General features: G+C 72.0%; 22 protein-coding genes and 5 pseudogenes. 13 read left to right on the top strand and 14 right to left on the bottom strand.

Annotated elements, in window-relative coordinates:
* Positions 1 to 43: 43 nt before the first annotated feature.
* Together rocD and SSOG_RS56295 are read right to left on the bottom strand one after the other, a co-directional pair.
* A complete protein-coding gene (rocD, locus tag SSOG_RS25555; RefSeq protein WP_009717143.1) occupies positions 44 to 1,270 on the bottom strand; it encodes an ornithine--oxo-acid transaminase in 1,227 nt (408 codons plus the stop codon).
* A gap of 559 nt (positions 1,271 to 1,829) precedes the next feature.
* Positions 1,830 to 2,492, bottom strand: a pseudogene (locus tag SSOG_RS56295) (RNA polymerase sigma factor); the annotation flags it as partial.
* A 55-nt stretch (positions 2,493 to 2,547) separates the two neighbouring features.
* Here SSOG_RS56295 and trpS point away from each other — a divergent pair.
* The 3 genes from trpS to SSOG_RS25575 all read left to right on the top strand — a co-directional run bounded on the left by trpS (position 2,548) and on the right by SSOG_RS25575 (position 5,544).
* The gene (trpS, locus tag SSOG_RS25565) at positions 2,548 to 3,561 is read left to right on the top strand and encodes a tryptophan--tRNA ligase (RefSeq protein WP_009717145.1); all 1,014 of its coding nucleotides are present in this window, start codon (positions 2,548 to 2,550) and stop codon (positions 3,559 to 3,561) included.
* A gap of 239 nt (positions 3,562 to 3,800) precedes the next feature.
* Positions 3,801 to 4,412 (top strand): 2'-5' RNA ligase family protein, encoded by a 612-nt coding sequence (locus SSOG_RS25570; protein WP_009717146.1) that lies wholly within the window; start codon positions 3,801 to 3,803, stop codon positions 4,410 to 4,412.
* A 172-nt stretch (positions 4,413 to 4,584) separates the two neighbouring features.
* Entirely contained in the window at positions 4,585 to 5,544 is a 960-nt protein-coding gene (locus SSOG_RS25575; protein ID WP_078510398.1) for a YihY/virulence factor BrkB family protein, read from the top strand.
* A 3-nt stretch (positions 5,545 to 5,547) separates the two neighbouring features.
* Here the strand turns inward: SSOG_RS25575 and SSOG_RS25580 are convergent.
* Positions 5,548 to 6,904 (bottom strand): annotated as a pseudogene (locus tag SSOG_RS25580) (D-alanyl-D-alanine carboxypeptidase family protein).
* 10 nt (positions 6,905 to 6,914) lie between these two features.
* On the opposite strand from SSOG_RS25580, the pseudogene SSOG_RS58520 reads away from it, so the two are divergent.
* A pseudogene (locus SSOG_RS58520) lies at positions 6,915 to 7,049 on the top strand (SCO4848 family membrane protein); the annotation flags it as partial.
* A 191-nt stretch (positions 7,050 to 7,240) separates the two neighbouring features.
* On the opposite strand, the pseudogene SSOG_RS48925 reads toward SSOG_RS58520, so the two are convergent.
* From SSOG_RS48925 to SSOG_RS25610, 6 genes and pseudogenes are all read right to left on the bottom strand, one after another.
* Positions 7,241 to 7,714, bottom strand: a pseudogene (locus SSOG_RS48925) (protein kinase domain-containing protein); the annotation flags it as partial.
* Positions 7,715 to 7,923: 209 nt separating this feature from the next.
* Positions 7,924 to 8,697 carry a succinate dehydrogenase iron-sulfur subunit gene (locus SSOG_RS25590; protein ID WP_009717151.1) on the bottom strand — a complete coding sequence of 258 codons (774 nt, stop codon included), beginning with the start codon at positions 8,695 to 8,697 and terminating at the stop codon, positions 7,924 to 7,926.
* A complete protein-coding gene (gene sdhA / locus SSOG_RS25595; protein WP_009717152.1) occupies positions 8,697 to 10,451 on the bottom strand; it encodes a succinate dehydrogenase flavoprotein subunit in 1,755 nt (584 codons plus the stop codon). The genes SSOG_RS25590 and sdhA overlap by 1 nt, the downstream gene beginning before the upstream one ends.
* A 24-nt stretch (positions 10,452 to 10,475) precedes the next feature.
* Complete coding sequence (locus SSOG_RS25600) at positions 10,476 to 10,946, bottom strand: succinate dehydrogenase hydrophobic membrane anchor subunit (protein WP_039938683.1); 471 nt, start codon at positions 10,944 to 10,946, stop codon at positions 10,476 to 10,478.
* A 5-nt stretch (positions 10,947 to 10,951) separates the two neighbouring features.
* Entirely contained in the window at positions 10,952 to 11,332 is a 381-nt protein-coding gene (gene sdhC / locus SSOG_RS25605) for a succinate dehydrogenase, cytochrome b556 subunit (protein ID WP_009717154.1), read from the bottom strand.
* Positions 11,333 to 11,489: 157 nt separating this feature from the next.
* Positions 11,490 to 12,050, bottom strand: a complete 561-nt coding sequence (locus SSOG_RS25610; protein WP_009717155.1) for a 2-oxo-4-hydroxy-4-carboxy-5-ureidoimidazoline decarboxylase — start codon at positions 12,048 to 12,050, stop codon at positions 11,490 to 11,492.
* Positions 12,051 to 12,213: 163 nt separating this feature from the next.
* Between SSOG_RS25610 and SSOG_RS25615 the strand changes: the two are divergent.
* From SSOG_RS25615 to SSOG_RS46890, 4 genes and pseudogenes are all read left to right on the top strand, one after another.
* A pseudogene (locus tag SSOG_RS25615) lies at positions 12,214 to 13,861 on the top strand (family 20 glycosylhydrolase).
* Between the two features lie 497 nt (positions 13,862 to 14,358).
* Positions 14,359 to 15,288 (top strand): DUF4328 domain-containing protein, encoded by a 930-nt coding sequence (locus tag SSOG_RS57545; RefSeq protein WP_281048204.1) that lies wholly within the window; start codon positions 14,359 to 14,361, stop codon positions 15,286 to 15,288.
* 53 nt (positions 15,289 to 15,341) lie between these two features.
* Entirely contained in the window at positions 15,342 to 15,986 is a 645-nt protein-coding gene (locus tag SSOG_RS25625; RefSeq protein ID WP_039938687.1) for an RNA polymerase sigma factor, read from the top strand.
* A complete protein-coding gene (locus SSOG_RS46890) occupies positions 15,986 to 17,173 on the top strand; it encodes a hypothetical protein (RefSeq protein ID WP_050799965.1) in 1,188 nt (395 codons plus the stop codon). Before SSOG_RS25625 ends, SSOG_RS46890 begins: the two co-directional genes overlap by 1 nt.
* A 252-nt stretch (positions 17,174 to 17,425) precedes the next feature.
* Here the strand turns inward: SSOG_RS46890 and SSOG_RS25635 are convergent, their stop codons facing one another.
* Positions 17,426 to 18,061 (bottom strand): L,D-transpeptidase family protein, encoded by a 636-nt coding sequence (locus tag SSOG_RS25635; protein WP_009717160.1) that lies wholly within the window; start codon positions 18,059 to 18,061, stop codon positions 17,426 to 17,428.
* A gap of 408 nt (positions 18,062 to 18,469) precedes the next feature.
* On the opposite strand from SSOG_RS25635, the gene SSOG_RS25640 reads away from it, so the two are divergent.
* The 3 genes from SSOG_RS25640 to SSOG_RS25650 are packed head-to-tail and all read left to right on the top strand — an operon-like array spanning position 18,470 to position 20,909.
* Entirely contained in the window at positions 18,470 to 20,053 is a 1,584-nt protein-coding gene (locus tag SSOG_RS25640) for an acyl-CoA mutase large subunit family protein (RefSeq protein WP_009717161.1), read from the top strand.
* Between the two features lie 32 nt (positions 20,054 to 20,085).
* Positions 20,086 to 20,682, top strand: coding sequence for a SecDF P1 head subdomain-containing protein (locus SSOG_RS46895; RefSeq protein WP_009717162.1), 597 nt, complete (start codon positions 20,086 to 20,088; stop codon positions 20,680 to 20,682).
* Positions 20,683 to 20,696: 14 nt separating this feature from the next.
* Positions 20,697 to 20,909, top strand: coding sequence for a hypothetical protein (locus tag SSOG_RS25650; protein WP_009717163.1), 213 nt, complete (start codon positions 20,697 to 20,699; stop codon positions 20,907 to 20,909).
* A gap of 1 nt (position 20,910) precedes the next feature.
* Here the strand turns inward: SSOG_RS25650 and SSOG_RS25655 are convergent, their stop codons facing one another.
* Both SSOG_RS25655 and SSOG_RS51290 read right to left on the bottom strand, forming a co-directional pair.
* On the bottom strand, positions 20,911 to 21,621 hold the full coding sequence (locus SSOG_RS25655) for a B3/B4 domain-containing protein (protein ID WP_039941706.1): 711 nt from the start codon (positions 21,619 to 21,621) through the stop codon (positions 20,911 to 20,913).
* Positions 21,622 to 21,673: 52 nt separating this feature from the next.
* Positions 21,674 to 21,811 carry an SCO1431 family membrane protein gene (locus tag SSOG_RS51290; RefSeq protein ID WP_106516455.1) on the bottom strand — a complete coding sequence of 46 codons (138 nt, stop codon included), beginning with the start codon at positions 21,809 to 21,811 and terminating at the stop codon, positions 21,674 to 21,676.
* A gap of 174 nt (positions 21,812 to 21,985) precedes the next feature.
* On the opposite strand from SSOG_RS51290, the gene SSOG_RS25660 reads away from it, so the two are divergent.
* Positions 21,986 to 23,395 (top strand): amidase, encoded by a 1,410-nt coding sequence (locus tag SSOG_RS25660; RefSeq protein ID WP_009717165.1) that lies wholly within the window; start codon positions 21,986 to 21,988, stop codon positions 23,393 to 23,395.
* On the opposite strand, the gene SSOG_RS25665 is transcribed toward SSOG_RS25660, so the two are convergent.
* On the bottom strand, positions 23,392 to 23,604 hold the full coding sequence (locus SSOG_RS25665; protein ID WP_009717166.1) for a hypothetical protein: 213 nt from the start codon (positions 23,602 to 23,604) through the stop codon (positions 23,392 to 23,394). The two genes, SSOG_RS25660 and SSOG_RS25665, sit on opposite strands and share 4 nt — an antisense overlap.
* Positions 23,605 to 23,705: 101 nt before the next feature.
* Between SSOG_RS25665 and SSOG_RS25670 the strand changes: the two genes are divergently transcribed.
* Positions 23,706 to 24,500 carry a HipA family kinase gene (locus SSOG_RS25670; RefSeq protein ID WP_009717167.1) on the top strand — a complete coding sequence of 265 codons (795 nt, stop codon included), beginning with the start codon at positions 23,706 to 23,708 and terminating at the stop codon, positions 24,498 to 24,500.
* 3 nt (positions 24,501 to 24,503) lie between these two features.
* On the opposite strand, the gene SSOG_RS25675 is transcribed toward SSOG_RS25670, so the two are convergent.
* A partial coding sequence (locus SSOG_RS25675) for a BTAD domain-containing putative transcriptional regulator (protein WP_009717168.1) occupies positions 24,504 to 25,996 on the bottom strand: 1,493 nt, incomplete at its 5' end.

The following is a 25,996-nucleotide window of genomic DNA, read 5'->3' on the forward strand; positions in this document are numbered from 1 at the left end:
AAGGTGAGCAGCGCGGGTAACGCGAGCAACGCGACGCCTGCGGTCATTCCGCCAGCACCGCCCTGAGCTGGTCCAGGCCCCAGTCGAGATCCTCCTTGCCGATCACCAGCGGCGGTGCGATGCGGATGGTGGACCCATGGGTGTCCTTGACCAGCACCCCGCGGTCCATCAGCCGCTCGGAGATCTGCCGCCCGGTGCCGCGTGACGGTTCGATGTCCACCCCGGCCCACAGCCCGCGCCCCCGGACCGCCTCCACCGCGCCGCCGCCCGCCATATGCGCCAGCTCCCGGTGCAGGTGCTCGCCCAGCTCCGCGGCCCGCCCCTGGAACTCCCCGGTCCGCAGCATGGCGATCACCTCCAGCGCGACCGCGCAGGCGAGCGGATTGCCGCCGAAGGTCGAGCCGTGCTCGCCGGGGCGGTGGACGCCCAGCACCTCGGCGGACGACACCACCGCCGACACCGGCACCACCCCGCCGCCCAGCGCCTTGCCCAGCACATAGACGTCCGGAACGACACCCTCGTGTTCACAGGCGAAGGTCTTCCCGGTGCGGCCCAGGCCCGACTGGATCTCATCGGCGATCAACAGCACGCCCCGCGCCCGGGTCAGCTCGCGCACCCCGGCCAGATAGCCGGGCGGCGGCACCAGCACCCCCGCCTCGCCCTGGATGGGCTCCAGCAGCACGGCGACCGTCCCCTCGGGCCCGGCGTCGAGCGCCGCCTCCATGGCGGCCAGGTCGCCGTACGGCACGATGTCGAACCCCGGCGTGTACGGGCCGTGGTCCGCGCGGGCCTCCGGATCGGTGGAAAAGCTGATGATCGTGGTCGTGCGGCCGTGGAAGTTGTTGTCCGCGACGATGATCCTGGCCCGCCCGTCCGGCACGCCCTTGACCCGGTAGCCCCATTTGCGGGCGGTCTTGATCGCCGTCTCGATCGCCTCCGCGCCGGTGTTCATGGGCAGCACCGTCTCCATCCCGCACAGCTCGGCCAGCTCAGCGCAGAAGGCGGCGAACCGGTCGTGATGGAACGCGCGCGAGGTGAGCGTGACCCGCTCCAGCTGCGCCTTGGCTGCGTCGATCAGCCGCCGGTTGTGGTGCCCGAAGTTGAGCGCGGAATATCCGGCGAGCAGATCCAGATACCGGCGGCCTTCGACATCGGTCATCCACGCCCCCTCGGCGGAGGCGACGACGACCGGAAGCGGATGGTAGTTGTGCGCGCTGTGGGCCTCTGCGGCCGCGATGGCGTGCTCCGAGGGGCGTTCGGTCGAGGTCAAGACGTCCTCCGTTCTGTAACACCGAGGGGCTGCGACACCACCCAGGGGGACACCACCCAGGGTGGGGGTGCCCACCGTGACTGGCGAGCCGAGCGGGAACCGTCACGGCCGGGGCCGCCGGGCCGAGGTCGGCCCGGCGCGCCGCCGGTCCCCCGACCGGCCGGGGGCGCCGGTGGGCCCCTGCCCGGCCTCAAGCCCGGGCAGCTCCCGCCACCACTGCTCCTCCCGGATCCGGCCGCCGGGCCAGGTCGGCACCGCGCGATCCGGCGCCCCCGCGATCATCCCGACGATCTGGGCCAGCACCCGCTCGGCCATCGTCTCGCCGTCGGCCGACGGCGACCTGCCTGCCGGCGTCCTGCCTGCCGGCGTCCTGCCTGCCGACGACCTGATTGCCGACGACGCGCTGTCCCCTCGGGGGTCCTCCCCCTGGGGGCCGTCCCCCGGGTCGGCGGGCGGTGGCCCCTCCAGCGCGCGCCCGAGCGCCCGCAGCTCGCCGGGCAGCCCTTCCCCGTCCATCCCCTATGCCTCCCCGCACTCCCTGCCCTGCCTGCCGTGCCTGCTCTGCCCGCCCCGATCCCTCACCGGGCCGGACCGCCTCGTCCGCCTCCAGCAGCAGCTCCAGCCGCCGCAGCGCGCGGCTCAGCCGCGACTTCACCGTGCCGCGCGGCCAGCCCAGGGCCGCCGCGGTCTCCCCCTCGTCCAGATCCAGCAGATAGCGGTAGATGACCACCCACCGCTGCGGCTCGCTCAGCTCCTCCAGCGCGGCCATCAGCCGCGCCCGCCGCTCGTCCGCGAGCGCCATGGCCGCCGGATCCGCGCTCTCCGGTATCGCCGGATCGACTCCGGCCATGGCCCCTTCGCGGTCGACCACCATCTGCTGCCGACGCGCCGAGCGCACCGCGTTCCGCGTCTGATTGGCGACGATCCGCAGCAGCCACGGCCGGAACGCCGCGTCGTCCTTGAAGGTGCCCAGGGCGAGATACGCCTTCACGAAGGCGTCCTGCACCACATCCTCGGCGTCCGCACCCGCGCCCATCAGCGCGGCGGTGCGCAGCGCTATCGGCGTGTGGGCACGCACCAGCTCGGCATAGGCCCCGGTCTCCCCGGCCCGCACCCGAGCGATCACGCCCGCGTCAGGCCCTGCCTCCACGAACCCTGCTTCGTCCTGCGTTTCGTCCCGCGCGACGAGGTCCCCCTCCCGCGCCCCCTCACGAGTCCTCACACCTTTGATACACCGGCGGACCGAGTCCGGTTCCACACCTGAGAGAATGGGTGGCATGGCCCTTGATCGTCCCCGTGCGCTCTCCGGTATCCAGCCCACCGCAGGCTCCTTCCACCTCGGGAACTACCTCGGTGCGATCCGGCAGTACGTCGCGCTACAGGAGACCCACGACGCGTTCTACACCGTGGTCGACCTGCACGCGATCACCGTTCCGCAGGATCCGGCGGAGCTGCGAGCCAACAGTCGGCTCGCCGCAGCCCAGCTGCTCGCCTCCGGTCTCGACCCGGACCGCTGCACGCTCTTCATCCAGAGCCATGTGCCCGAGCACGCCCAGCTCGGCTGGGTGATGAACTGCCTCACCGGCTTCGGCGAGGCCTCCCGCATGACCCAGTTCAAGGACAAGTCGGCCAAGCAGGGCGCCGACCGTTCGACCGTCGGCCTCTTCACGTACCCGATCCTCCAGGTCGCCGACATCCTGCTCTACCAGGCCAACCACGTCCCCGTCGGCGAGGACCAGCGCCAGCACATCGAGCTGACCCGCGACCTCGCGGACCGTTTCAACGGCCGCTTCGGCGAGACCTTCACCGTTCCCGACGCGTACATCGTCAAGGAGACCGGGAAGATCTACGACCTCCAGGACCCGACGGTCAAGATGAGCAAGTCGGCCTCCACGCCCAAGGGCATCGTCAACCTCCTCGACGAGCCGAAGGTCTCCGCGAAGAAGATCAAGAGCGCGGTCACCGACCTGGAGACCGAGATCCGCTTCGACGAGGAGAAGAAGCCCGGCGTCAGCAATCTGCTGACCATCTACTCCACCCTCACCGGCGACTCCATCAAGGAGTTGGAGGGGAAGTACGAGGGCAAGGGGTACGGCGCGCTCAAGACCGACCTGGCCGAGGTGCTGGTCGAGTGGGTGACGCCGTTCCGCGAGCGGACCCAGGAATACCTGGGCGACCCGGGGACGTTGGACGGAATCCTGGCCAAGGGCGCGGACAAGGCTCGTGCCGTCGCCGCCGAGACGCTGGCGCTCGCCTACGACAAGGTGGGGTTCCTGCCCGCGGCGCGTTGAGCGTCCCGGTGGGCCGCGCGTCGGGCGTCCCGGTGGGCCTTCCGTTGGGCCTCCATGACGCGCGGCGCCCCGGCGGTCGCCGAGGGAGTGTACAGCGGCCCACCCCTGACCAGGGGGTTCTTCGGCCCGAGTGCCGAAGAATCGAGGAATCTAGCCGCGAAGGCGGCACAGCCGCCACACTGGCACCGGTGCAGCGGACTGAAGCCCAGCAGCCCGGGAGGGCCAGGAGGGAGAACGCAGTGGGGACCGTAACGCTCGGCGTTTCGATCGCGGTCCCGGAGCCGTACGGCAGCTTCCTCCAGGAGCGGCGCGCGGGCTTCGGGGACCCGGCCGCTCATGGCATTCCCACGCACGTCACCCTCCTGCCACCGACCGAGGTCGACGCCGCGGCGCTGCCCGCCGTCGAGGAGTATCTGGCCCAGGTCGCGGCGGAGGGGCGGCCGTTCCCGATGCGGTTGGAGGGGACGGGCACGTTCCGCCCGATCTCTCCCGTCGTCTTCGTCAAGATCGTCGAAGGCGCGGAGGAATGCATGCTGCTACAGGAGCGGATCCGGGCGGCGCACGGGCCGTGCGCCCGTGAGCTGCTGTTCCCGTACCACCCGCACGTCACCGTCGCGCACGGGATCGACGAGGAGGCGATGGACCGGGCGTTCGCGGAGCTGAAGGACTTCGAGGCGGCCTGGACGATCAACGGCTTCGCGCTCTACGAGCAGGGCTCGGACGGGGTGTGGCGGCTCGACCGCGAGTACCCCTTCGGCCGGGGCGGATCCGGCGAACAGCCCGAGGCGGCCTCGCCCGTGGTGCCCCGTCAGGTCGATCTCACCCGCCCGGCCGCGCCCTCTCCCTGGTGACTCCCGGCTCCGTCCGACGAAGCCCGACGAAGCCCGACAAAGCCCGAGGGGAAGCGCGAGGGGAAGCCCGAGGAAGCGATCGGCGGAATGGAGTAGCAAAAGTCGTGGAGTAGCGGAGAAACGGGAACCCGCCGCCGAGGAGTAAAAATCGGCGGAAGGGTAGTTGTTGATCATGGACTGGCTGACCCGCTTGCCGCTCATCGGCCCCGCCCTCACCCGGGTGATGCGCACCCACGCCTGGCGTTCCTACGAACGGCTGCAACGCGTCCACTGGTCCCGCCTGGCGGCCGCGATCACCTTCATCAGCTTCCTCGCCTTCTTCCCCCTCGTCACCGTGGGGGCGGCCATCGGCGCCGCGACGCTCACCGAGTCGCAGATGCATCAGCTCCAGCGGAAGCTCGCCCAGCAGATCCCCGGCATCTCCGGTCAGCTCGATCTGAGCGGCCTGATCCAGAACGCCGCGACCATCGGGATCGTCGCGGGCGCCCTGCTGCTGTTCACCGGCATCGGCTGGGTGGGCTCGCTGCGCGAATGCCTGCGCGCCGTCTGGGAGCTGGAGGAGGACCCCGGGAATCTCGTGACGCGCAGGCTCAAGGACGGCCTGGTGCTCATCGGCCTGGGCGGCGTCGCCCTCGCCTCGTTCGCGGTCTCGACGCTCGCCGTCACCGTCGTCCACCGGATGACGCAGCTCCTCCAGATCCCCGAGAACGGGGTGGGCGGCTGGCTGCTGTGGATCGCCGCGTTCCTGATCGCCGTCGCCGCCGACTTCCTGCTGCTGTGCTACGTCCTGACCTGGCTGCCCAGGGTCGAGCCGCCGCGCCGGAGGGTTGTGGTCGCGGCGCTCATCGGCGCGATCGGCTTCGAACTGCTGAAGCTGCTGCTGAGCAGCTATCTGCGGGGCGTGGCGGCCAAGAGCATGTACGGGGCGTTCGGCGTGCCCATCGCGCTGCTGCTGTGGATCAACTTCACCGCCAAGCTCACGCTGTACTGCGCCGCCTGGACCGCCACCGGATCGGCCGCCGAGGAGACGGGCGAGAAGACCGCCGAGCCCGATGAACCCGATCAGCCCGACGACACCACGGCGCTCGGGCCGAACGGCCGGGCCGAGGGGCCCGGCCGCTCGGCGGCGTGACGTTCACCCCCGGCGCGGCCAGCGGCGGTGCACCGCGTACGCCACCGCGCCCAGCACGGCCAGCGAACCGGCCGCGATCCCGGCCGCCGTCCACATGCCGCCCGAGTCACCGCCCGAGACGGACGCCTGGGTGTGCTCGTCCCCGTTCTTCTTGCCGTCCGCCGAGGCGTGGCTCTGGTTCAGGCCCGCCGGTCCGGGGCGGACGAGGGTGCCGACGGGATTCACCGAGTCGGCCGCGTCGAACCCCCAGTCGAACAGCTTCGCCGTCTCCTTGTAGACCCCGTAGGGCTCCGACTTCTGCGGGTTCATGACCGTGACCAGCAGCACCCGCTTGCCGCGCTGGGCCACCCCGGTGAAGGTGGAGCCCGCCTTGCTCGTATAGCCGTTCTTGACGCCCGCCAGACCCTTGTAGGGCTTGATGTCGATGCCGGTCAGCAGGCGGTCGGTGTTCTGGATCCCGAAGCTCATGCGGACCTTCTTGCCCTTTTTGTTCTTTTTGTATTCCCCCGGGAACTGGGCGGTCGACGTCGCGCAGTACTCCCGGAAGTCCGCGTTCTGTAGTCCGGACCGGGCGAACAGCGTCAGGTCGTACGCGCTGCTGTACTGGCCGTCCTCGTCATAGCCGTCCGGCGTGACGACATGGGTGTCCAGCGCGTTCAGCTTCTTGGCCTTCGCCTGCATGTCCCGCACGGTCGCCGGGACGCCGCCGTTCATCGCGGACAGGACGTGCACCGCGTCGTTGCCCGAGCGCAGGAAGACGCCCAGCCACAGGTCGTGCACCGTGTAGTCGAGGTTCTCCTTCACCCCCACCAGGCTGCTTCCCGCGCCCATCCCGGCCAGGTCGGACGCCCGCACCGTGTGCTTCTGCGTCTTGGGGAACTTCGGCAGCACGGTGTCCGCGAACAGCATCTTCAGGGTGCTCGCGGGCGGCAGCCGCCAGTGGGCGTTGTGCGAGGCCAGCACCTCGCCCGACTCGGCGTCCGCGACCATCCAGGACTTACCGCTCAGCTCCTTCGGCAGCGCGGGCGCGCCCCGCTTTCGGATCCACCTGGGTGCCGGGTCGGCCGAGCCGCGCCCCGCCCACCGTGGACATCCGGGCGGGAGGCTTCGCGGCCTCGGCCCCCTTGGCGCCGCCCGGGTCGTCGGCGGCGAGTGCGGGGGAGGCGAGCAGGGGGGACAACAGGGCGGACAGCAGCAGGGCGGCGGTGATGGCCTGCGGCGCGGCGGCGCTTCGCGACGGGAAGGTGTTCGAAGAGATCGGCACGTCTGCGAAAGTACCCGCAGGCGTGGCGGACGGCGAAAGCACCGCCGCCTTACGGGCGGTGGCCCCCCGCGTGGAGGTACGCGCCCGGGTGCCCATACTGGAGACCATGAAGCTCAGCCGCCCCGTGTCCTGGTTCCTGCTCGCCTTCGGGGTCTGGAGCTGGGTCATCTGGTTCACCTTTGTCAAAAATTTGTGGAAGGACGCCAGCGGGCTCGCGACGGCCAGCGCTAACGGCCCGACGCGGCGCTTGCCATGGCGGCCTTCGGGCCCACCGCCTCCGGCTCCACCCCCGCCTCCTCCGCCGCCGCGCCGCGCCGACGGGAACCACGCCTCGTACGTATTGCGCAGCCAGGGCAGGCGCGGCGCCGCGCGGATCGGGACGGGTTCGCCCTCGTTGAGGATGCGTTCCAGGGCCTGGCGCACCACCGGCGCGGTCAGCCGCTCCCGCGGATCGTCGCGCAGCAGCCCGTGGATGACCTGGACGAGCGGTCCCGCGTTCGGCGGGGACGGTGCGGGCTCCTCCCGGATGATCCGCAGCGTCTCCTCCGGCGAGGCCCGGCTCCGGTGCGGCGGACGGCCCTCGACCATGGCGAACAGGACCGCGCCCAGCGCCCACAGGTCCGACGCGGCGCAGGCGCCGGTGCCGCGCGCCTGCTCCGGGGAGGCGTACGCGGGGTCGGTGACCTGCCGCGACGGCTCGGTGCCGACATGGCCGAAGCCGGACAGGACGACCTCGCCGTCCGAGCGCATCAGGACCCGCGCGGGGCTGATGTCACCGTGGACGATGCCCGCGCGGTGGGCGGAGTCGAGAACGGCGAGGAGCTGGAGGCCGATGCGGGTGGCACGGACGGGGTCCAGCCCGCCGCGCCAGTCGAGTTCCACACTTAACGGGCGGCTGTCGCTCATGGGCCGGCCGATTCGTTCCTCTGCGCCGCGCTCCTGCGTGCCGGTCACGCTTTCACCCCTTGATGAACGTGCCCCATCCACCCTCTTCCCCTGGAGGTACGTCGAGGTCGCGGCGGGCGTTCAACGGCTGTGAAAACGCTATGGACCGCCACAACGCGACGGGCCCGCCCCCGGGTGAGGGGGCGGGCCCGTACGAACCAACAGGGGGCTCAGAAGCGACGCGTGATCAGCGCGCGCTTCACCTCCTGGATGGCCTTGGTGACCTCGATGCCACGCGGGCACGCGTCGGTGCAGTTGAAGGTGGTGCGGCAGCGCCAGACGCCGTCCCTGTCGTTCAGGATCTCCAGCCGCTGCTCACCGCCCTCGTCGCGCGAGTCGAAGATGAAGCGGTGCGCGTTGACGATCGCCGCCGGGCCGAAGTACTGGCCGTCGTTCCAGAACACCGGGCACGAGGAGGTGCACGCGGCGCACAGGATGCACTTGGTGGTGTCGTCGAAGCGCTCGCGGTCCTCGGCGGTCTGGAGGCGCTCCCGCGTCGGCTCGTTGCCCGTCGTGATCAGGAAGGGCATCACATCGCGGTAGGCCTGGAAGAACGGGTCCATGTCCACGACCAGGTCCTTGAGGACCGTGAGGCCCTTGATGGCCTCGACCGTGATGGGCTTCTCCGGGTTGATGTCCTTGATCAGCGTCTTGCAGGCCAGCCGGTTGCGGCCGTTGATCCGCATGGCGTCGGAGCCGCAGATGCCGTGGGCGCAGGAACGGCGGAAGGTCAGGGTGCCGTCGTGGTCCCACTTGATCTTGTGGAGACCGTCGAGGACGCGCTCCTTGGGGTCGATGTCGAGCTGGAAGTCCTCCCAGTACGACTCGGCCGCGACCTCCGGGTTGAAGCGCCGGATCCGGAAGGTGACCGTGATCGTGTGCGCGGCCGTGGCGTCGGCCGGCTCCGGGGCCTGGTCCTGCTTCTCAAGCGTGGGGGTGCTCATCAGTACTTACGCTCCATCGGCTGGTAGCGGGTCTGCACGACCGGCTTGTAGTCGAGGCGGATGGACTCGGAGCCGTCCGCGCCCACCTCTCGGTACGCCATGGTGTGCCGCATGAAGTTGACGTCGTCGCGGTTCGGGTAGTCCTCGCGGTAGTGACCGCCGCGCGACTCCTTGCGGGCCAGCGCGGAGATGGCCATGACCTCGGCCAGGTCGAGCAGGTTGCCCAGCTCCAGGGCCTCCAGCAGGTCGGTGTTGAACCGCTTGCCCTTGTCCTGGACGGAGCAGTTCTTGAACCGCTCGCGCAGGCTGCCGATCTCCTCGACGGCCTCCTTGAGCGTCTGCTCGGTGCGGAAGACCATGACGTTCTTGTCCATGGTCTCCTGGAGCGCCCGGCGCACCTCGGTGACCCGCTCGGAGCCGGTGGCGTCGCGCAGGTTCTCGACCTGGTCGCGGACGAACCCGGCCGGGTCCTCGGGGAGTTCGACGAAGTCGGCCGTGGCGGAGTACTCGGCGGCGGCGATGCCCGCGCGGCGGCCGAACACGTTGATGTCCAGCAGCGAGTTGGTGCCCAGCCGGTTGGCGCCGTGCACGGACACGCACGCGACCTCGCCCGCGGCGTACAGGCCCGGCACGACGGTGTCGTTGTCCGAGAGCACCTCGCCCTCGACGTTGGTCGGGATGCCGCCCATCGTGTAGTGCGCGGTGGGCTGGATCGGGATCGGGTCGGTGTACGGCTCGATGCCCAGGTAGGTGCGCGCGAACTCGGTGATGTCCGGCAGCTTGGCGTCCAGCTGCTCCGGCGGCAGGTGGGTCAGGTCGAGGAAGACGTGGTCGCCCTCGGGACCGCAGCCGCGGCCTTCGCGGATCTCCGTGTAGATGGACCGGGAGACCACGTCGCGGGAGGCCAGGTCCTTCATGACCGGCGCGTACTTCTCCATGAAGCGCTCGCCGTCCTTGTTGCGGAGGATGCCGCCCTCACCGCGGGCGCCCTCCGTCAGCAGGATGCCCATGCGCCAGATGCCGGTCGGGTGGAACTGGAAGAACTCCATGTCCTCCAGCGGCAGTCCGCGCCGGTACGCGACGGCCTGGCCGTCACCGGTGAGGGTGTGCGCGTTGGAGGTCACCTTGAAGAACTTGCCGCAGCCGCCGGACGCGAAGACGACGGCCTTCGCCTGGAAGACGTGCAGCTCGCCGGTGGCCAGCTCGTACGCCACGACACCGGCGGTGCGCTTGACCCCGTCGACCTCGGTCATCAGGAGGTCCAGGACGTAGAACTCGTTGTAGAACTCCACGCCCTCCTTGACGCAGTTCTGGTACAGCGTCTGGAGGATCATGTGGCCGGTGCGGTCCGAGGCGTAGCAGGACCGGCGGACCGGGGCCTCGCCGTGGTTACGGCTGTGGCCGCCGAAGCGGCGCTGGTCGATCGTGCCGTCCGGGGTCCGGTTGAACGGCAGGCCCATCTTCTCCAGGTCGAGGACCGAGTCGATGGCCTCCTTCGCCAGGATCTCGGCGGCGTCCTGGTCGACCAGATAGTCGCCGCCCTTGATCGTGTCGAAGGTGTGCCACTCCCAGTTGTCCTCCTCGACGTTCGCGAGGGCGGCGGCCATGCCGCCCTGGGCGGCGCCGGTGTGGGAGCGGGTGGGATACAGCTTGGTGAGCACCGCCGTACGGCTGCGCTTCGTCGACTCGATGGCCGCGCGCATACCGGCGCCGCCGGCGCCCACGATGACGGTGTCGTACTTGTGGATCTTCATGAGTGGATACCTCAGCCCCGGGGCCTAGCGGATGTTCGGGTCGAAGGTGAAGATCACCAGGGTGCCGAGCACGATGGTGAATCCGGCCGCCGTGTAGAGCAGCCCCTTCAGCCACAGGCGGGTGTTGTCCCGCTCCGCGTAGTCGTTGATGATCGTGCGCAGGCCGTTCGCGCCGTGCAGCGTGGCGAGCCACAGCATGATCAGGTCCCATGCCTGCCAGAACGGCGACGCCCAGCGGCCGGCCACGAAGGCAAAGCCGATCTTGGTGACACCGCCGTCCAGCACGAGCTGGATCAGCAGATGGCCCAGGACGAGGACGACCAGCACGATGCCGGACAGGCGCATGAAGAGCCAGCCGTACATCTCGAAGTTGGTACGGGTCGTCTTGGGCGTCTTGCGGGTGCGGGCCCGCGGCGCCTCGATGACCGGCGCCGGGTGGTCCACGTCGTACGCGCTGACCGCGTCGTTCGCGGGGGTGGTGGTCTCGGCGGACATGTGCGTCAGCTCCCGAACAGTTCGCGCAGCGTGTGCTGGAGGATCGGGTAGAAGGCGCCGAGCATGAGCACGGCCCAGACTCCGACCACGGACCACAGCATCTGGCGCTGGTACTTCGGGCCCTTCGACCAGAAGTCCACGGCGATGACGCGCAGCCCGTTGAGGGCGTGGAACAGGATGGCGGCCACGAGGCCGTACTCCATCAGGTTCACGATGGGCGTCTTGTACGTCGCGACCACGTCGTCGTACGCCTCGGGGGACACACGGACGAGCGATGTGTCCAGGACATGCACGAACAGGAAGAAGAAGATGAGGACGCCGGTGACTCGATGAGCCACCCAGGACCACATACCTTCCCGGCCGCGGTACAGCGTTCCAGCCGGCACGGAAAACCCTCCGGAAGCGGGGACTGGGGCCTGCCGGCTTGACTGTCGGTCGGGCCCGGCCGGGTACGGTCCACCGGCCCTGGCCATCGTAGCGACGTGCTGTCGGAACGCTCGCGCGGGGGGCTCAGGTGTGATCAAAGAAGCACGTGTGGGCAGGTCACGCGGGGCGGAATCGGGAGATATCCGGCATGGGGGTCCCTGGGGTCGCCAGCCGGGTGAGCCGACCGCGGGCGATGCGGCGCAGCTCCTCGGCGGCGTTGGCCCGCTCCTCCTCCGGTTCGTTCCCCAGCCGGTTCCGGATTCCGGTCAGCAGCCGGTCCAGCGTCTCGTCGGGGGCCAGTCCGTCCAGGCAGATCACGAAGGCATGGCCGAAGCGCTGCTCGTACGCGGCGTGGGCGGCGCGTAACGCGGTGTGCGCGGCCAGCGAGCCGACCCCGGTCTCGGCGGGCGGCGGATGGCCGGTCATGGACTCGTCGGCCAGCGCCTCGGCGAGATCGGCCGGGGTGAGGTCGTAGCTCGCCTCGTCCCCGGCGGCCAGCAGCGCGTCGAGATCGGGATACGGGCGGTGGTCCGCGATCAGCCGGGCCCAGCGGCGGCTGCCGCAGCAGGAGAGCAGCGCCGCCTCGGCGGCGTCGGCGGTCAGGCCGTTGAGCCGGTCGAGGCCGACTGTGGTGCTGGAGCTGGGCAGCGTGGACTCCTTGGGCGCGCGGGGACACACGGTGGCGCGTGGGGGAGGTGTGCTGGGAAGCGTGAGCAGTTCACGGTAACGACGTGGAGAGGCCGGTGTGGCGGCGGGAGCGTAAATTCACTCGTAGGGGGACGTTTTATGGCGTGAAGTAGACATCACGGCCCAGCACAGTCCGATACAGGAGGTGCGCGCCATGGGGTTGCCCGTCAGAGCCGCCAAGGCGGCCATCCTCCGCGGCGGCGTCGCCGGCGCCGCCGCGACCGCCGTCCTCATCGGCCTCGGCTGCCAGCAGTCGCAGCCCACCCAGCACGGCTCGGGCTCCCCGCGGGCCCCCTCCGTCCCCACCCGGCAGCACACCTCGGCCACCCACGCCAGCGTGGCGCCGCCCCCCTCGGCCACCTGGCCGCGCTCCACCGCACCCCGCACGATCCCCTCCGTCCGCGAGTTCACGCCGCGGTCAGGACCCGGCTGGAAGCCCGGAAAGAACAGCCGGGTGGTCGCCGACCTCAAGGGCCCCCTCGCCGACGAGGCCCGTACGACCGCCGCCGAGCTGGGGCTGCGCACCGCCTCCGGCACCCCGCGCCGCGGTGATCTGTCCCTCGCCGTCGCGCCCGGTCAGGGCGGCGGCGCCGAGGGCTACACCCTCACCGTCCGCAAGGGCAGCGCCCGCGTCACCGGCCCGGCCACCGCGGGCGTCTTCTACGGCACCCGGACCGTGAAGCAGGCCCTGCGCTCCGGCGGCAAGCTCCCCGAGGGCGTCATCCACGACCGCCCCGGCCGCTCCCAGCGCGGGCTGAACCTGGACATCGCGCGCAAGTTCTACACCGCCTCATGGATCGAGGCGCGGCTGCGCGAGATGGCCGACCTCAAGCTCAACCAGCTGGGCCTGCACTTCTCGGACGACCAGGGATTCCGTATCCAAAGCGATACCAACCCCGAGATCGTCTCGCCGCAGCACCTCACCAAGGCCCAGGTCCGGCGGATCGTCGCGCTTGCACAGGAGCTGCACATCACGGTCGTGCCCGAGATCGACTCGCCCGGCCACCTCGGCGCGGTGATCCGGCAGCACCCGGACCTCCAGCTGCGCAACGCGGGCGGCACCACGTTTCCAGGGCGACGTGGACATCTCCAAGCCGGCCTCCGCCCGGATCGTGGACCATCTGATGCGCGAGTACGCCCCGCTCTTCCCCGGCCGCTACTGGCACCTGGGCGCCGATGAGTACCTGGCGCTCACCGTCAAGGACCCCGAGGCGTCGTTCCCGCAGCTCGTCACCGCCGCGAAGCGCAAGTACGGCTCCCGCGCCACCGTCCAGGACCTGGCCACCGGCTGGCTGAACGACCGGGCGGCGGTCGCCCGCTCGCTCGGCAAGGAGCCCAAGGCGTGGAACGACGGCTTCTTCACCGGCGGCGTCATCACGCCCGACAAGAACATCGAGGTCGAGTACTGGACCGGCCGCACCCGCTGGGCCGCCCGGCCGCCGGTGGAGTACCTGCGCGAGGGCCGGAATGTGGTGAACCTCAACTCCGAGTACCTCTACTACGTGCTCGGCGAGCCCAACGGCTTCTTCTACCCCACCGGCAAGCGCATCTACGACGAATGGACCCCCGGAACCCTGCGCGGGACCCAGCCCGTCTCCGACAAAAAGCTGACCGGCCCGAGCCGCGTCCTCGGCGCTCGCTTCGCGGTCTGGTCCGACCAGCCCCAGGCGCAGACCGAGCAGCAGGTGGCCAGGGGTATCCGGCTGCCGCTCGCCGCGCTCTCCCAGCGGCTGTGGAACCCCGCGAAACCCCCGCTGAGCTGGGCCGCCTTCACCCGTCTCGCCGACCGGCTGGGAGTCTGAGCAGCACGAGGCAGGAAAGCCGCGGGCACGAGGCAGGCAGGAGAGAGGCAGGGGGAGAAGGAGGGACGGCCGGGGCCGCCACCCCCCACAGGAGAGGCCCCGACCGCCGTCCAGCGCGGGCCGGTGAAGGCCCTTGCTCCTTATAGCGTCGCACGCTTCGAATACGTCACACCCGCTGCGGAGGCGAAACCTGACCGTTACGGGCGCGTGCAGGGGCGCGCCCGCCGTGTCCATGCCCTGGGCCGACTCTGGACGGGACCGGTCGGATGCCCGTAACGTGCAGGTCCGCGCTGCGGGCGCGGTCAGATTTATTTTCTCGCGTGGTTCCGATCGGGCCACGTCCCCAGGGGGATCAAGAAATGTATCCGTGCGGGAACTGCCGCGCTGTCGCCGTCGGGCCCGACGGCCGCTGCGCGGCATGCGGCACCTATCAGCAGCAGCTGAATCCGGCTCCGAACCACGGGCCGGGAGGTTACGCCGCGGCGCCGCCCGTGAACATGCCCGCGGGCGCCATGCCGCCGGGCGGCGTCGATCTGCGGCGCGGGCTGGCCACGACGCTCACCGTGCTGTTCTCTCTGATGATCCCCACGCTGATCCTGGTGATGATCGGGCGCGGGGGCCAGTACGGCGTCGTCTCGGACATGCTCAGCAACAACGGCGACGTGTCACTCGACGACGCCAACGAGGCCGACGACTTCTACGTGGCGATGACCGGCCTCAACGCCCTGGTCGCCATTCCGGCCACGATCGTGTGGGCCATCTGGTTCCGGCGGCTGCGGCTGAACGCCGAGGCGTTCGCGCCCGGCCAGCACCGGATGGGCCCTGGCTGGGCCGCCGGGTCCTGGTTCACCCCGGTGGTGAACCTCTGGTTCCCCAAGCAGATCGCCAACGACATCTGGCGCGCCAGCTCCCCGCAGGGACCGCACCAGGTCAACCGCGCTCTGCTCAACGGCTGGTGGGTGACCCTCCTTGTCTCGATCGGCGTCAGCCTCGTGGGAAGCGCGCAGTACACGGCCGCCGATACGAAGCTGACGCAGATGGAAAGCGGCGACGTCAGCGGCTTCGGCGAGGTGCGCGGGGTGATCGAGGACATGAAGTCGGCCCTCGGCATCAGCATCTTCGCGATGGTGATCACGATCGCCGCCGCGATCCTTGCCCTGCTGCTCGTCCGCCAGATCACCGCCATGCAGGAGCAGCGCGCCGCGCTGCCGCCGCAGGGCCCGCAGGGCCAGATGCCGCCGTCCCCGTACGGTGCGCCCGCGCCCAACCCGTACGGCGGCGGCGCCCCCGGCAACCCGTACGGCGCGCCCGCCCCGTCCCCGTACGGTGGCGGCGCACCGCAGATGCCCCCGGTTGTCCCGCAGGCCCCGCCCGCACGGCCGCCCGGCCCGCCCGCCGGGTCGGAACCGCCCTACGGGCAGGGCTAGCGCGCCGCCCGGCATCGCTGGACCGAACTTCTCCGATTGGGCAGGAAGAGAGCGTGCAGGGGGACGACGCGGAACTGACCGCCGCGGTGAACGCGGCGCAGGATGGGGACGAGACCGCCTTCCGGACCGTGTACCGAAGCGTGCACCCCCGGCTACTCGGTTACGTCCGCACCCTGGTCGGTGACGCCGACGCGGAGGACATCACCTCCGAGTCCTGGCTCCAGATAGCCCGCGACCTCGGACGGTTCAGCGGAGACGCCGACCGGTTCCGCGGCTGGGCCGCCCGTATCGCCCGCAACCGCGCCCTGGACCACATACGGATGCGCGGCCGGCGCCCGGTCATCGGCGGTGACGAGACCGAGCTGGAGACCCGGGCGTCCGAGGCCGACACTGCCTCAGAGGCGCTGGAGTCCCTCGGCACCGGCCGCGCGCTCAGCCTCGTCGCCCAGCTCCCGCAGGACCAGGCGGAGGCGGTGGTGCTGCGGGTGGTCCTCGGGCTGGACGCCAAGAGCGCGGCCGCGGTCCTCGGCAAACGCCCCGGCGCGGTACGGACCGCCGCGCACCGGGGATTGCGGCGGCTGGCCGATCTCCTCGGTGACACGCCCGTGCTCGACGGGATACCCGGGCAGCGGGAGACGGGGGTGGCCAGGTCCGCAGGTGTGACGGAATCGGGCGCGCCAACGCAGAAAGACATGTGATGGCCGACGACCACCGCTACAGCTGGCTGGATGACAAGGCCGCGGAGCGGCTGCTTCGCGGTGAACCGGTCGACGGGCAACACGACGCCCCCGACAGTCGGAGCGATCGGCCGCGCGCCGAAGCGGAACGGCTGGCGGCCGTGCTCGGCGCCGTGGCCGAGGCGGGCCGCCGCACGGACGGCGCCGCCGCGAACGGCACGGCCCCGCTCCCCGGCGAGGAGGCGGCGGTGGCCGCATTCCGCGCCGCGCGGACCAAGCCGTCGGTGGTCGCCATTTCGGCAGAAGACCAGGTGGGCGGCAAGTCAACGCGCATAGCGCGACCGGATGACTCCGCGCCGCCACGGACCGGATGGCGTGGGGTGCGGCGTCCGCTGCGCGCGGGCATGGTGGCCGCGGTCGCCGGGTGCGCGCTGAGCGGCTTCGCGGTCGCGGCGGCGGCCGGTGTTCTGCCGTTCGGGCAGAGCGGCGGCACCCCGGGCCCGGACACGAGCGTGACGGACACCGGCCCCGGGAGCGGAGAGTCGGCGCGGCCGGAGATCTCCGAGGACGACGGTTCGCCCGATCCCCACGCCCCCGGCACCTCGGAGGGCGCCCAGGGCCGCGGCGTACCGGGCGGCGGCGACGGCAAGGGCAAACACGGCAAGGACGGCAAGCGCGACCGGCATGACAAGCCCGGTAAGCAGGGCAAGGGGCCGAAGGCCGGGGCCTGGAAGAGCGGCACCGGGATCGGCCCGGACAACGGCACCGGGCAGCGCGCCCTGGGCTCCTGCCGCCGCTACCTGGCGGCGGAGGCCGGAACCGGCCCCGGCCTCGGCCCGAAGGGGATGCAGAAGCTGACGCGGGCGGCGGGCAGCCGGTCCGCCATCCACGACTACTGCGTACAGCTCGTCGGCCACGACCCCGTTCCGCGCAGCGGCACCGAGGACACCGGCACGAGCGCCGGTACCGGCGGCGACGGCGGGTCCTCCGACCCCGCGCCCCCGCCGCCCTCCGGGGACGACAGCGGTACGCCGAGCCCGGACCCCACGTCGTCGTCCGACACCCCGAGCACCCTGTCCGGCACCCCGTCCGGCGGCTCGGACGAGACCTCGTCCAAGAGCTCGTCCAAGGGCTCGTCCGCGGAGCCGTCCGACTCCGCGACACCCTCGGCCGACCCCGCGACGCCTACGAAATCCGGCGCTTCCTGAGACGCCCGCACACCCTCCCGTGCATCTGGTGTGACGTTTTTTTCAGGGGTGACGCAGTAAGAAACGGGCCGACTGGTCATCGGCCGCGCAGGAGCCGAGGTTCCCCCCGTACCGACGGCTCCGCGCATCAGGCGCGGGCAGAGCACGTTCCCCCGGCTCTGCCCGCGCCGCCCCCCTTTGCGCACTCAGCCGGCGCCGCTCTCGCGGACCGGGTCCTCGCCGTCGTGGTTCCTCAATTGATGGCTGATGCCCTTACTTGTAAACGACTACCTTGTCGCCCGCTTTCACTTGGTTGAAGACCGCCGCGATCTTCTTCTTGTCGCGGACGTTCACACATCCGTGCGACGCCCCGTTGTAGCCGCGGGCGGCGAAGTCGGCCGAGTAGTGCACCGCCTGGCCGCCGCTGAAGAACATCGCGTACGGCATCGGGGTGTCGTAGATCGTCGAGACGTGGTCCCGGCTCTTGAAGTTGACCTGGAACAGCCCCTCCCGGGTCGGCGTGTACTGCGAGCCGAAGCGCACGTCCATGGCCGAGACGACCCGGCCGTTGATCATCCACGCCAGGGTCCGGCTGCTCTTGCTGATGCACAGCACCCGCCCGGTCAGGCACCGGGAATCCGGCTTGGCCAGCGGGTTGGTGGTCGGCGGATACAGCTCGTCGCGGGTGGGCCGGGCGGTGCGGGACCGCAGGGAGGTCCAGGTGCGGCTGTCCACCGAGCCGGTGGCCGACAGGCCGCGGGCGCGCTGGTACGAGGTGACCGACGCGCGCGTCACCGTGCCGAAGTAGCCGGTCGGGTTGCGGTCGAAGTGCCCGAGCCGGCGCAGCCGCGCCTGGAGTTCGCGCACCCGTTCGCCGCTGGTGCCGAAGGCGACCACGGGCGGCGCCACCCGTGGGGCGCTGCGCGGGCTTTCGCGGCCACCCGGGTGCGGGGCGGGGTGGCCGGGCGGTGCGTGGCCCGCGGGGTGTGGGTGTACGTGCGGTGCGGGCGCGGCGCGGCCGCCGGGGTGCGGGGCGCCGCGCTCGCCGTGCTCGCGCCCGCACGCGGCTCCGCTCTCGTATGTCGCTGTCCGTCCAGGGTCACCGTCTCGCCCCGGCAGCCCGCCACGAGCGCCGCCGCGGCGGCCGTGGCGAGTGCGGTGCGGACGACCGATCTTCCGTGCATGGATCCCCCTCTTCGCCGGTTCGTCGCCCGGAATGTTGCCCGGGGCTGCCATGCGCCGAACATCGGCGCATGCTGTGAAGAAGGCCCTGAATGGGTACAAGGGCAGATATAAGCCACCAGAAGGCAGGGACCCATGGCGCGCGAGTCGGAGTCGGGATTCCCGATCGAGCCGGTGTACGGGCCCGGTGGTGATGACGCCGGTCAGGGGCGACTCGGCGAGCCCGGTGCGTACCCGTTCACCCGCGGTGTCTATCCGTCGATGTACACCGGCCGTCCGTGGACGATGCGTCAGTACGCGGGGTTCGGCACCGCCGCCGAGTCCAACGCCCGCTACCGGGAGCTGATCGAGCACGGCACGACCGGTCTTTCGGTCGCGTTCGACCTGCCCACCCAGATGGGCTACGACTCCGACGCGGCGCTCGCGCACGGCGAGGTCGGCAAGGTCGGCGTCGCCATCGACTCGATCGAGGACATGCGGATCCTGTTCGACGGCATTCCGCTCGACCAGGTCTCGACGTCGATGACGATCAACGCGCCCGCCGCGCTGCTGCTGCTCCTCTATCAACTCGTCGCCGAGGAGCAGGGGGTGCCGGGGGATCGGCTGACCGGCACCATCCAGAACGATGTCCTCAAGGAGTACATCGCGCGCGGCACGTACATCTTCCCGCCCGCACCCTCGCTGCGGCTCACCGCGGACATCTTCCAGTACTGCCGGACTGCCCTGCCCAAATGGAACACGATCTCGATCTCCGGCTATCACATGGCCGAGGCCGGTGCCTCGCCCGCGCAGGAGATCGCGTTCACGCTCGCGGACGGCATCGCGTACGTCCGTACGGCGCTCGCGGCGGGCATGGGCGTGGACGACTTCGCCCCGCGCCTCTCCTTCTTCTTCGTCTCCCGCACCACCCTCCTCGAAGAGGTCGCCAAGTTCCGCGCCGCGCGCCGGATCTGGGCTCGGGTGATGCGCGAGGAGTTCGGGGCGCGCGATCCGAAGTCGCAGATGCTGCGCTTCCACACGCAGACCGCGGGCGTCCAACTCACCGCCCAGCAGCCCGAGGTGAACCTCGTCCGGGTCGCCGTCCAGGGTCTTGCGGCGGTGCTCGGCGGTACCCAGTCGCTGCACACCAACGCCTTCGACGAGGCCATCGCCCTGCCCACCGCCACCTCGGCCCGGCTCGCGCTGCGCACGCAGCAGGTGCTGGCGTACGAGACGGATGTGACGGCGACCGTCGACCCGTTCGCGGGCTCGTACGCGGTGGAGGCGCTGACCGACGCCGTCGAGGAGGCGGCGGTGGACCTGATGCGCCGGGTGGAGGATCTGGGCGGGGCCGTGGCCGCCATCGAACAGGGCTTCCAGAAGGACGAGATCGAGCGCAACGCGTATCGCATCGCCCGCGAACAGGAGGCGGGGGAGCGGGTGGTGGTCGGGATGAACCGGTTCCGGATCGACGCGGAGGAGCCGTACGAACCGCTGCGCGTGGACCCGGCCATCGAGGAGCGCCAGCGCGACCGGCTGGCGCGGCTGCGGGCCGGGCGGGACCGGGCGGGCGTGGGCGCGGCGCTGTCGGCGCTGAAGAAGGCGGCCGAGAGCGAACCGGGCACGGCCAATGTGCTCCACCCGATGAAGGACGCGCTCGCGGCGCGGGCCACGCTCGGCGAGGTGTGCGACGCGTTGCGGGAAGTGTGGGGCACGTATGTCCCGGCTGATGCATTCTGAGCGGTAATTGCTCTATCAGGGGGGATGGTCCGATGAGGGCTTCATGGGGGCGGGCCGCGGCGGCGGTCTGGTGCGCGCTGGCCACGACGGCGATCGCGGGCTGCGGCGGCGGGGGCGGCGGGGAACGGGTCTTCGGCGGGCCGGTCGGGAGCGCCGCGTCGTCCCCCGCTCCGTCGCCCTCCGCCGTGGCGCGGGACGCGGAGCCGCTGCGGTTCCTGCCCGTCGAGGCGACGGCCCAGGGGGCGTGCCCGAGCCGTACGGCGCTCGGCGCCGACCAGGACGCGTACGTCACGTACCGGGACGCCAAGACGGACACCTGCTACGTGGTCATGCCCGCCTCCGGTATGACGGCGCGTCCCGCCTGGGCGAAGGCGACTGACGAGACATCGGGCGCTGGCTGGGTCGTGACCGTCGGCCTCACCGGCCGCGACCGGGCCCGCTTCGCGCGGCTCACCGGCACGCTGGCCGCGCAAGCGCCGCCGCGGAACCAGCTCGCCATGGTGCGCGAGGGCACGTTGCTGTCCGCGCCGTCCGTCGCCCAGGCCCTCACCGGCGGTACCGTCCAGATCTCCGGGAGTTTCACCGCGGACTCGGCCCGGAAGCTCGCCCGGGACATCCGCGGTGGGTGAGCGACACTGGGGTCATGTCTGCTCCCCGCCGCACCTGTCCGGTCTGCACCCGTGAGATCGCGGTGGTCGGCGGGCGCTTCGCCCGCCACGATCCGCCCGGCCGCCGCTCCGACTACGAGCTGGTCTCGTGCCCCGGGTCGCGGCGGATCGCGCCGCTGCTGACCACTCCGCCGAAGCTGTTCGGCGGGGACGAGCCGCCGACGTCGGGCCAGCAGCCGCTGTTCTGAGCTAGTTCACCAGCCGCGAGGCGATCACGACGCCGGGGCTGGACTCGGCCAGCGCCTCGCTGAGCCGGTCACCGGCCGCCGTCAGCGCGGCGTCGTCCATCGGCCCGAGCGCGTCCAGGACGAACATGGCCCGGGTGGTGGTGTGGGTGAGCCGGGTGCGGGTGCACTGCCGCCAGTTCCAGCGGCGGCAGGTGACGCCCGCGTCGTCCCGCCACACCACCTCGCCGGGGGCGGGGTGCTCCACGGCGGGCTCGCCGCTCGCCGTCGTCTCGAACGCCTCGTCGCCCGTGGCGCGCACCAGCCGGGCCGCGCCGGTGTAGTGGTCGAGGTCTTCGCCGCCCAGCGGGATCACATGGCCGACCGAGATGGCGTTGTAGAGGTCGGTCAGCCGGTCCACCCGGGGCAGTCCGGCCCCCGCCCGGCGCAGCAGCGCCTCCGCGCTGGGCCGGGTGCGCTGCGGCTTCGCGCCGAAGCCGCGGAACGCCTCGCGCCATGCGGCCAGATGCGGATGCTCCTCCACCGGCCCGTCCCCGAAGCGCTCCCGCGCCTCCGTCTCGGCGGCGGACAGCCACTTCTCGCTCAGCTCGTCACTGGGCCCCGGGCGCAGGCCCTCGGCGGTGATGAGCAGCGCGCGGTAGTCGGGGCGCAGGGCGTGTACGGCGGGGTCGACGGTGGCGGAAGCGAGCCAGTGGGATGCGGTGGACGTCGTCATGCGGTCCACTATGACATACGCGTCAGTGCATCGTTTTGTACTGCTCGAGATCCTAGAACAGGCCGATCTGGACGGTGAGCATCGCCATCGCGATGGCGAGAACCCAGCCGATGGCGTGCTCCATCAGCTTGTCGTGGTCGGAGCCGGAGGGGCCGCCGGTGCCGGTGCGCGGGACCGCGATCTCGGTCATGCGGGTCGTCCTTGCTGCTCGGAGATGCTGAGTCTGCTTGGAGATGCTGGGGAGGATGGTGATGATGGTGATGAAACGGGCAACCGTTGTTGCCCAGGGTGCGTGGTGTCCCCTCCCCGGGTAAAGGGGGAGTGGCCTAATTCACCTATCTGTTCAGAGCGAGGAGGTCCATCGTTGACCAGCGTCATTCCGAAGGGGCTGGGCCAGCAGGTCAAGGCTCTGGCCGACGGCGAGGTGACCTCGCGGGCGCTGGTCGAGCAGGCGCTGCGCCGCATCGCCGAGACCCAGCCCACCCTCAACGCCTTCCGGCGCGTCCGGGCCGAGGCCGCGCTGCGCGAGGCCGCCGACGCCGACCGGCGGCTGGCAGCGGGTGAGCGGCTGCCGCTCCTCGGGGTGCCCATCGCGGTGAAGGACGATACGGACGTGGCGGGCGAGCCGACCGCCTTCGGCTGCTCCGGCGACTTCCCGGCCAAGACGGAGGACGGCGAGGCGGTGCGGCGGCTGCGGGCGGCCGGGGCCGTGATCGTCGGCAAGACGAACACGCCCGAGCTGGGCCAGTGGCCGTTCACCGAGGGCCCCGCCTTCGGCGACACCCGCAACCCCTGGAGCCTCGCCCACACCCCCGGCGGCTCCTCCGGCGGCGCCGCGGCCGCCGTCGCCGCCGGGCTGGTCCCCGCCGCGCTCGGCTCGGACGGCGCGGGCTCGGTCCGCATCCCGGCCGCCTGGACTCATCTCGTCGGCATCAAACCGCAGCGCGGCCGGATCTCCACCTGGCCGGACGCCGAGTCCTTCAACGGCATCACCTGCAACGGCCCCCTCGCCCGCACCGTCGCCGACGCCGCCCTGCTGCTGCACGCGGCCAGCGGCAACTGCGACGGCGACCTGCACTGCCCGGACCCCGTGGACGTGCTGTCCGCCCCGGGCCGCGACCCCGGGCGGCTGCGGATCGCCCTGTCGTTCAAGCCCGCCTTCACGGGTACGCCGAAAAGCCTGGACCCGGCCGTCCGTGCCGCCGTGACCCGGCTCGCCGAACGGCTCGCCGCCCTCGGCCACGAGGTCGAGGAGGCCGAGCCGCGCTACGGCGCCGTCGGGCTCGCCTTCCTGCCGCGCGCCACGGCGGGCCTGTGCGAATGGGCGGCCCGCGTCCCCGATCCGCTCCTGCTGGACGTACGCACCCGCGCCGCCGCCCGCAACGGCCGCCTCCTGCGCGGCGGCGCCCTCCGCCTCGCCCGCGCCGCCGAGGAGCCCCTGCGGCGCCGGGTCGGGGCCATCTTCCAGCGGTACGACGTCGTCCTCTCCCCGACGACCGCCACCCCGCCCCTGCGGATCGGCGCCATGGCCCGGCTGTCCGGCTGGCACACCGACCGCGCGATGATCGCGGCCTGCCCGTACGCCTGGCCCTGGAACGTCCTGGGCTGGCCCGCCGTCAACGTCCCGGCAGGCTTCGCCGACCCCGCCGCCACCCTCCCCCTGGGCGCCCAACTGCTGGGCCCGGCCTGTAGTGAACCCCTGCTGATCTCCCTGGCCGCCCAGCTGGAAGCCGACCAGCGGTGGCACGAACGCTGGCCCCGGGCCGTGGGCTAACGCCGGTCGGCCGCGTGCCGGTCCCGGGCCCGCTCCAGCGCGGCGTCGAAGTCGCGCTGGGTGTCGTCGCACCAGTGCAGCAGATCGGCGAGCAGGAGCCGCAGGGTCTCGCCGGGGCTCCGGCGCCAGCCGTCGCCGGAGAGCGTGTAGGTCTGTAGGGCCTCGTTGGCGCGCTGCACGGCCTCTTGGTGTGCGCTCGGCATCGTCATGTCCAGGTGTCCTCTCGTTCCTCGTAGCTCCGCCGAAAACTGAAACGCATTGTATATTTGCAACGTAATTCAGTATTGCGGGTGTCGGTTGGGGGTGGGAGATGAACAGCGCACTGCGCGAGGTGACGGCCGTCCGATACGTCACCCCGCTGCGCACCGGCGGCTCCGTCCCCGGCGTGGTGGAGGCCGACGACCTGGGCACGTACGTCGTCAAGTTCACCGGCTCCGCGCAGGGGCCCAAGGCGCTCGTCGCCGAGGTCATCGTGGGCGAGCTGGCCCGGCGACTGGGCTTACGCGTACCGGAACTGGTCCTGGTGCACTTCGACCCCGCGGTCGCCGAGGAGGAGCCGCACCAGGAGATCCAGGACCTGCTGCGCGCCAGCGCGGGCCTCAACCTCGGCATGGACTACCTGCCGGGAGCCGCCGACTTCACGTCGGACGGGCGGGATGCGCTCGGCCTCGACCCACTGGAGTGCGCCCGGATCCTCTGGCTGGACGCGCTCACCGCCAACGTGGACCGCACACCGCACAGCACCAACCTCATGACCTGGCCCACCAACGGCCACCAGCCGCCCAGGCTGTGGCTCATCGACCACGGCGCCTCGCTCGTCTTCCACCACCGGTGGGAGACTGCCGCGGCCGTGGCGGCCAAGCCGTACGATCTCCGTCACCACGCCCTCGTACGCGGCGTCCCCGCCCTCCCGGCGGCCGCCGCCGAACTCGCCCCCCGGGTCACGCCCCGACTGCTCCGCGAGATCGTGGCCACGGTCCCCGACGCCTGGCTGGCCGCCGAGCCGGGATGGGCGACGCCCGCCGACCTCCGCGAGGCCTACGTCTCCCACCTGGCCACCCGCGCCCGCCTCATGCCCGACTGGCTCCCGACCGCCTGCGGCTGACGCTCACCCCGGCGGCCGGGTGCCCAGCGCCTTCGCGATCGCGGGCAGGTGGGCGTCCACCGGGCCGAGCGTCAGCAGGCCGCTGGCCGCGCCCGCGAGCTGGCCTGCGGCCGGGAGCAGGCGGGTGTGGGTCCGTTCCAGGGCGGCGCGGTCGCCGACCTCCAGCGCGACCGCCGCCTCCAGGGCGCACAGCGCCTCGTACAGCAGATCGGGCGGCGGCTCCGGCAGGGCGCGCAGCGCCGCGCGCGCCTCGGCCTCGGCACCCGCGCCGAGCAGCGCGAACGGCTCGGCCCACGGCCGGTACGGACCCCAGTCCGCGCCCAGGTCGACGCGCCGGCCCGCCTCGCGCGCGGAATCCCCGTCCGACAGTCGCAGACACAGCAGCGCCAGCGGCAGCAGCCCCCGCTCCAGGCCCGGCATCCCGGCGCCCTCCAGCCGCCCGGCCGCGGCCCGGTACGCGGCCTCGGCCCGCGCCGTCTCTCCGGCCGCGGCGAGCCGTAGCGCCCTGTACCACTCGGTGAAGACGCCCACGAGCGGCAGCTCATGGCGCGCGCCCAGCCGGTCCGCGGCGGCGGCGTGCTCGTCCGCGGCCGGGAAGTCGCCGAGCGCGGCGCGCGCCTGGAGGCGGACCAGGTGGCCCAGCACCTCGTACGTCACCAGCCCGTGCCGGGCGGCCACCGCGATCAGCTCCGCGCCGATCGCGTCCCGCCGCGGCGCGAGTCCGGCGCGGGTGCAGGACTGCATGAACGCGCCGTTCAGGGCGAACACCAGCAGCGCCGGATCGTCCAGCCGCCGGGCGATCTCCTCGGCCTCGCGGGCCGCCGCGGGTCCGCGCGGGGAGCGGGTGCCGCGCATCTCCAGCGCGACGGTGGCCAGCAGCCGGCAGCGCGCCGCGTCGCCCCCGGACGGCGAGGGCAGTGCGGTCAGGGCGCGTTCGGCCGCGTCCACGATCCGCTCCGCCAGTTCCGGATCGTCGCTACGGGTCCAGATCGCGGGCACGTCGTACGCGCCGATCACCCGCGCCGTCAGCTCCGGGTCGCCGCACTCCTCGGCGGCGGTGATGGCCGCCAGCCGGTGTTCGCGGGCCGCCGCCAGACCGCCGCCCCCGGTCACCGCGAGGTTCCGGATCAGCCCCACCGCGGCCTCCAGCCGCGCCCGCGCTCCGCCACCGACCGTCTGTCCGTAGGCCGCAGCCGCCTCAGCCCACACCCGGGCCGCCCCGCCTACGGGCCCGGCCTCGGTGATGGGCGACGGGCCGGTCGCCCGGCCGGGCTGCGCCCCGGGCCCGGCGCCCGCCCCGGCCTCCAACCCGGGGTCCTGCGCCAGGATGTCCGCCTGGAGGCGGCGGAGGCGGGGGCCGGGGTCCAGGCCCAGCTGGTCGATCAGCGTGGTGCGGGCCCGGCGCAGGACGGCCAGCGCGTCCCCTTGGCGACCCGAGCGGTACAGCGCCAGGGCCAGCAGGCGCCAGGCGTCCTCGCGCCAGGGGTGGTCCGGTC

It is taken from the genome of Streptomyces himastatinicus ATCC 53653, from assembly GCF_000158915.1.
Lineage (GTDB): Bacteria > Actinomycetota > Actinomycetes > Streptomycetales > Streptomycetaceae > Streptomyces > Streptomyces himastatinicus.

Coding starts and splice junctions, on each gene's coding strand:
- SSOG_RS46890 (WP_050799965.1), top strand. CDS start 15,986: ATGGCCGACGACCACCGCTACAGCTGGCTGGATGACAAGGCCGCGGAG.
- trpS (WP_009717145.1), top strand. CDS start 2,548: ATGGCCCTTGATCGTCCCCGTGCGCTCTCCGGTATCCAGCCCACCGCA.
- sdhA (WP_009717152.1), bottom strand. CDS start 10,451: ATGAAGATCCACAAGTACGACACCGTCATCGTGGGCGCCGGCGGCGCC.
- SSOG_RS25650 (WP_009717163.1), top strand. CDS start 20,697: ATGTCTGCTCCCCGCCGCACCTGTCCGGTCTGCACCCGTGAGATCGCG.
- SSOG_RS25670 (WP_009717167.1), top strand. CDS start 23,706: ATGAACAGCGCACTGCGCGAGGTGACGGCCGTCCGATACGTCACCCCG.
- SSOG_RS51290 (WP_106516455.1), bottom strand. CDS start 21,811: ATGACCGAGATCGCGGTCCCGCGCACCGGCACCGGCGGCCCCTCCGGC.
- SSOG_RS57545 (WP_281048204.1), top strand. CDS start 14,359: ATGCCCGCGGGCGCCATGCCGCCGGGCGGCGTCGATCTGCGGCGCGGG.
- SSOG_RS25665 (WP_009717166.1), bottom strand. CDS start 23,604: ATGACGATGCCGAGCGCACACCAAGAGGCCGTGCAGCGCGCCAACGAG.
- SSOG_RS25600 (WP_039938683.1), bottom strand. CDS start 10,946: ATGTCCGCCGAGACCACCACCCCCGCGAACGACGCGGTCAGCGCGTAC.
- SSOG_RS25590 (WP_009717151.1), bottom strand. CDS start 8,697: ATGAGCACCCCCACGCTTGAGAAGCAGGACCAGGCCCCGGAGCCGGCC.
- SSOG_RS25575 (WP_078510398.1), top strand. CDS start 4,585: ATGGACTGGCTGACCCGCTTGCCGCTCATCGGCCCCGCCCTCACCCGG.
- SSOG_RS25655 (WP_039941706.1), bottom strand. CDS start 21,621: ATGACGACGTCCACCGCATCCCACTGGCTCGCTTCCGCCACCGTCGAC.
- SSOG_RS25640 (WP_009717161.1), top strand. CDS start 18,470: ATGGCGCGCGAGTCGGAGTCGGGATTCCCGATCGAGCCGGTGTACGGG.
- SSOG_RS46895 (WP_009717162.1), top strand. CDS start 20,086: ATGAGGGCTTCATGGGGGCGGGCCGCGGCGGCGGTCTGGTGCGCGCTG.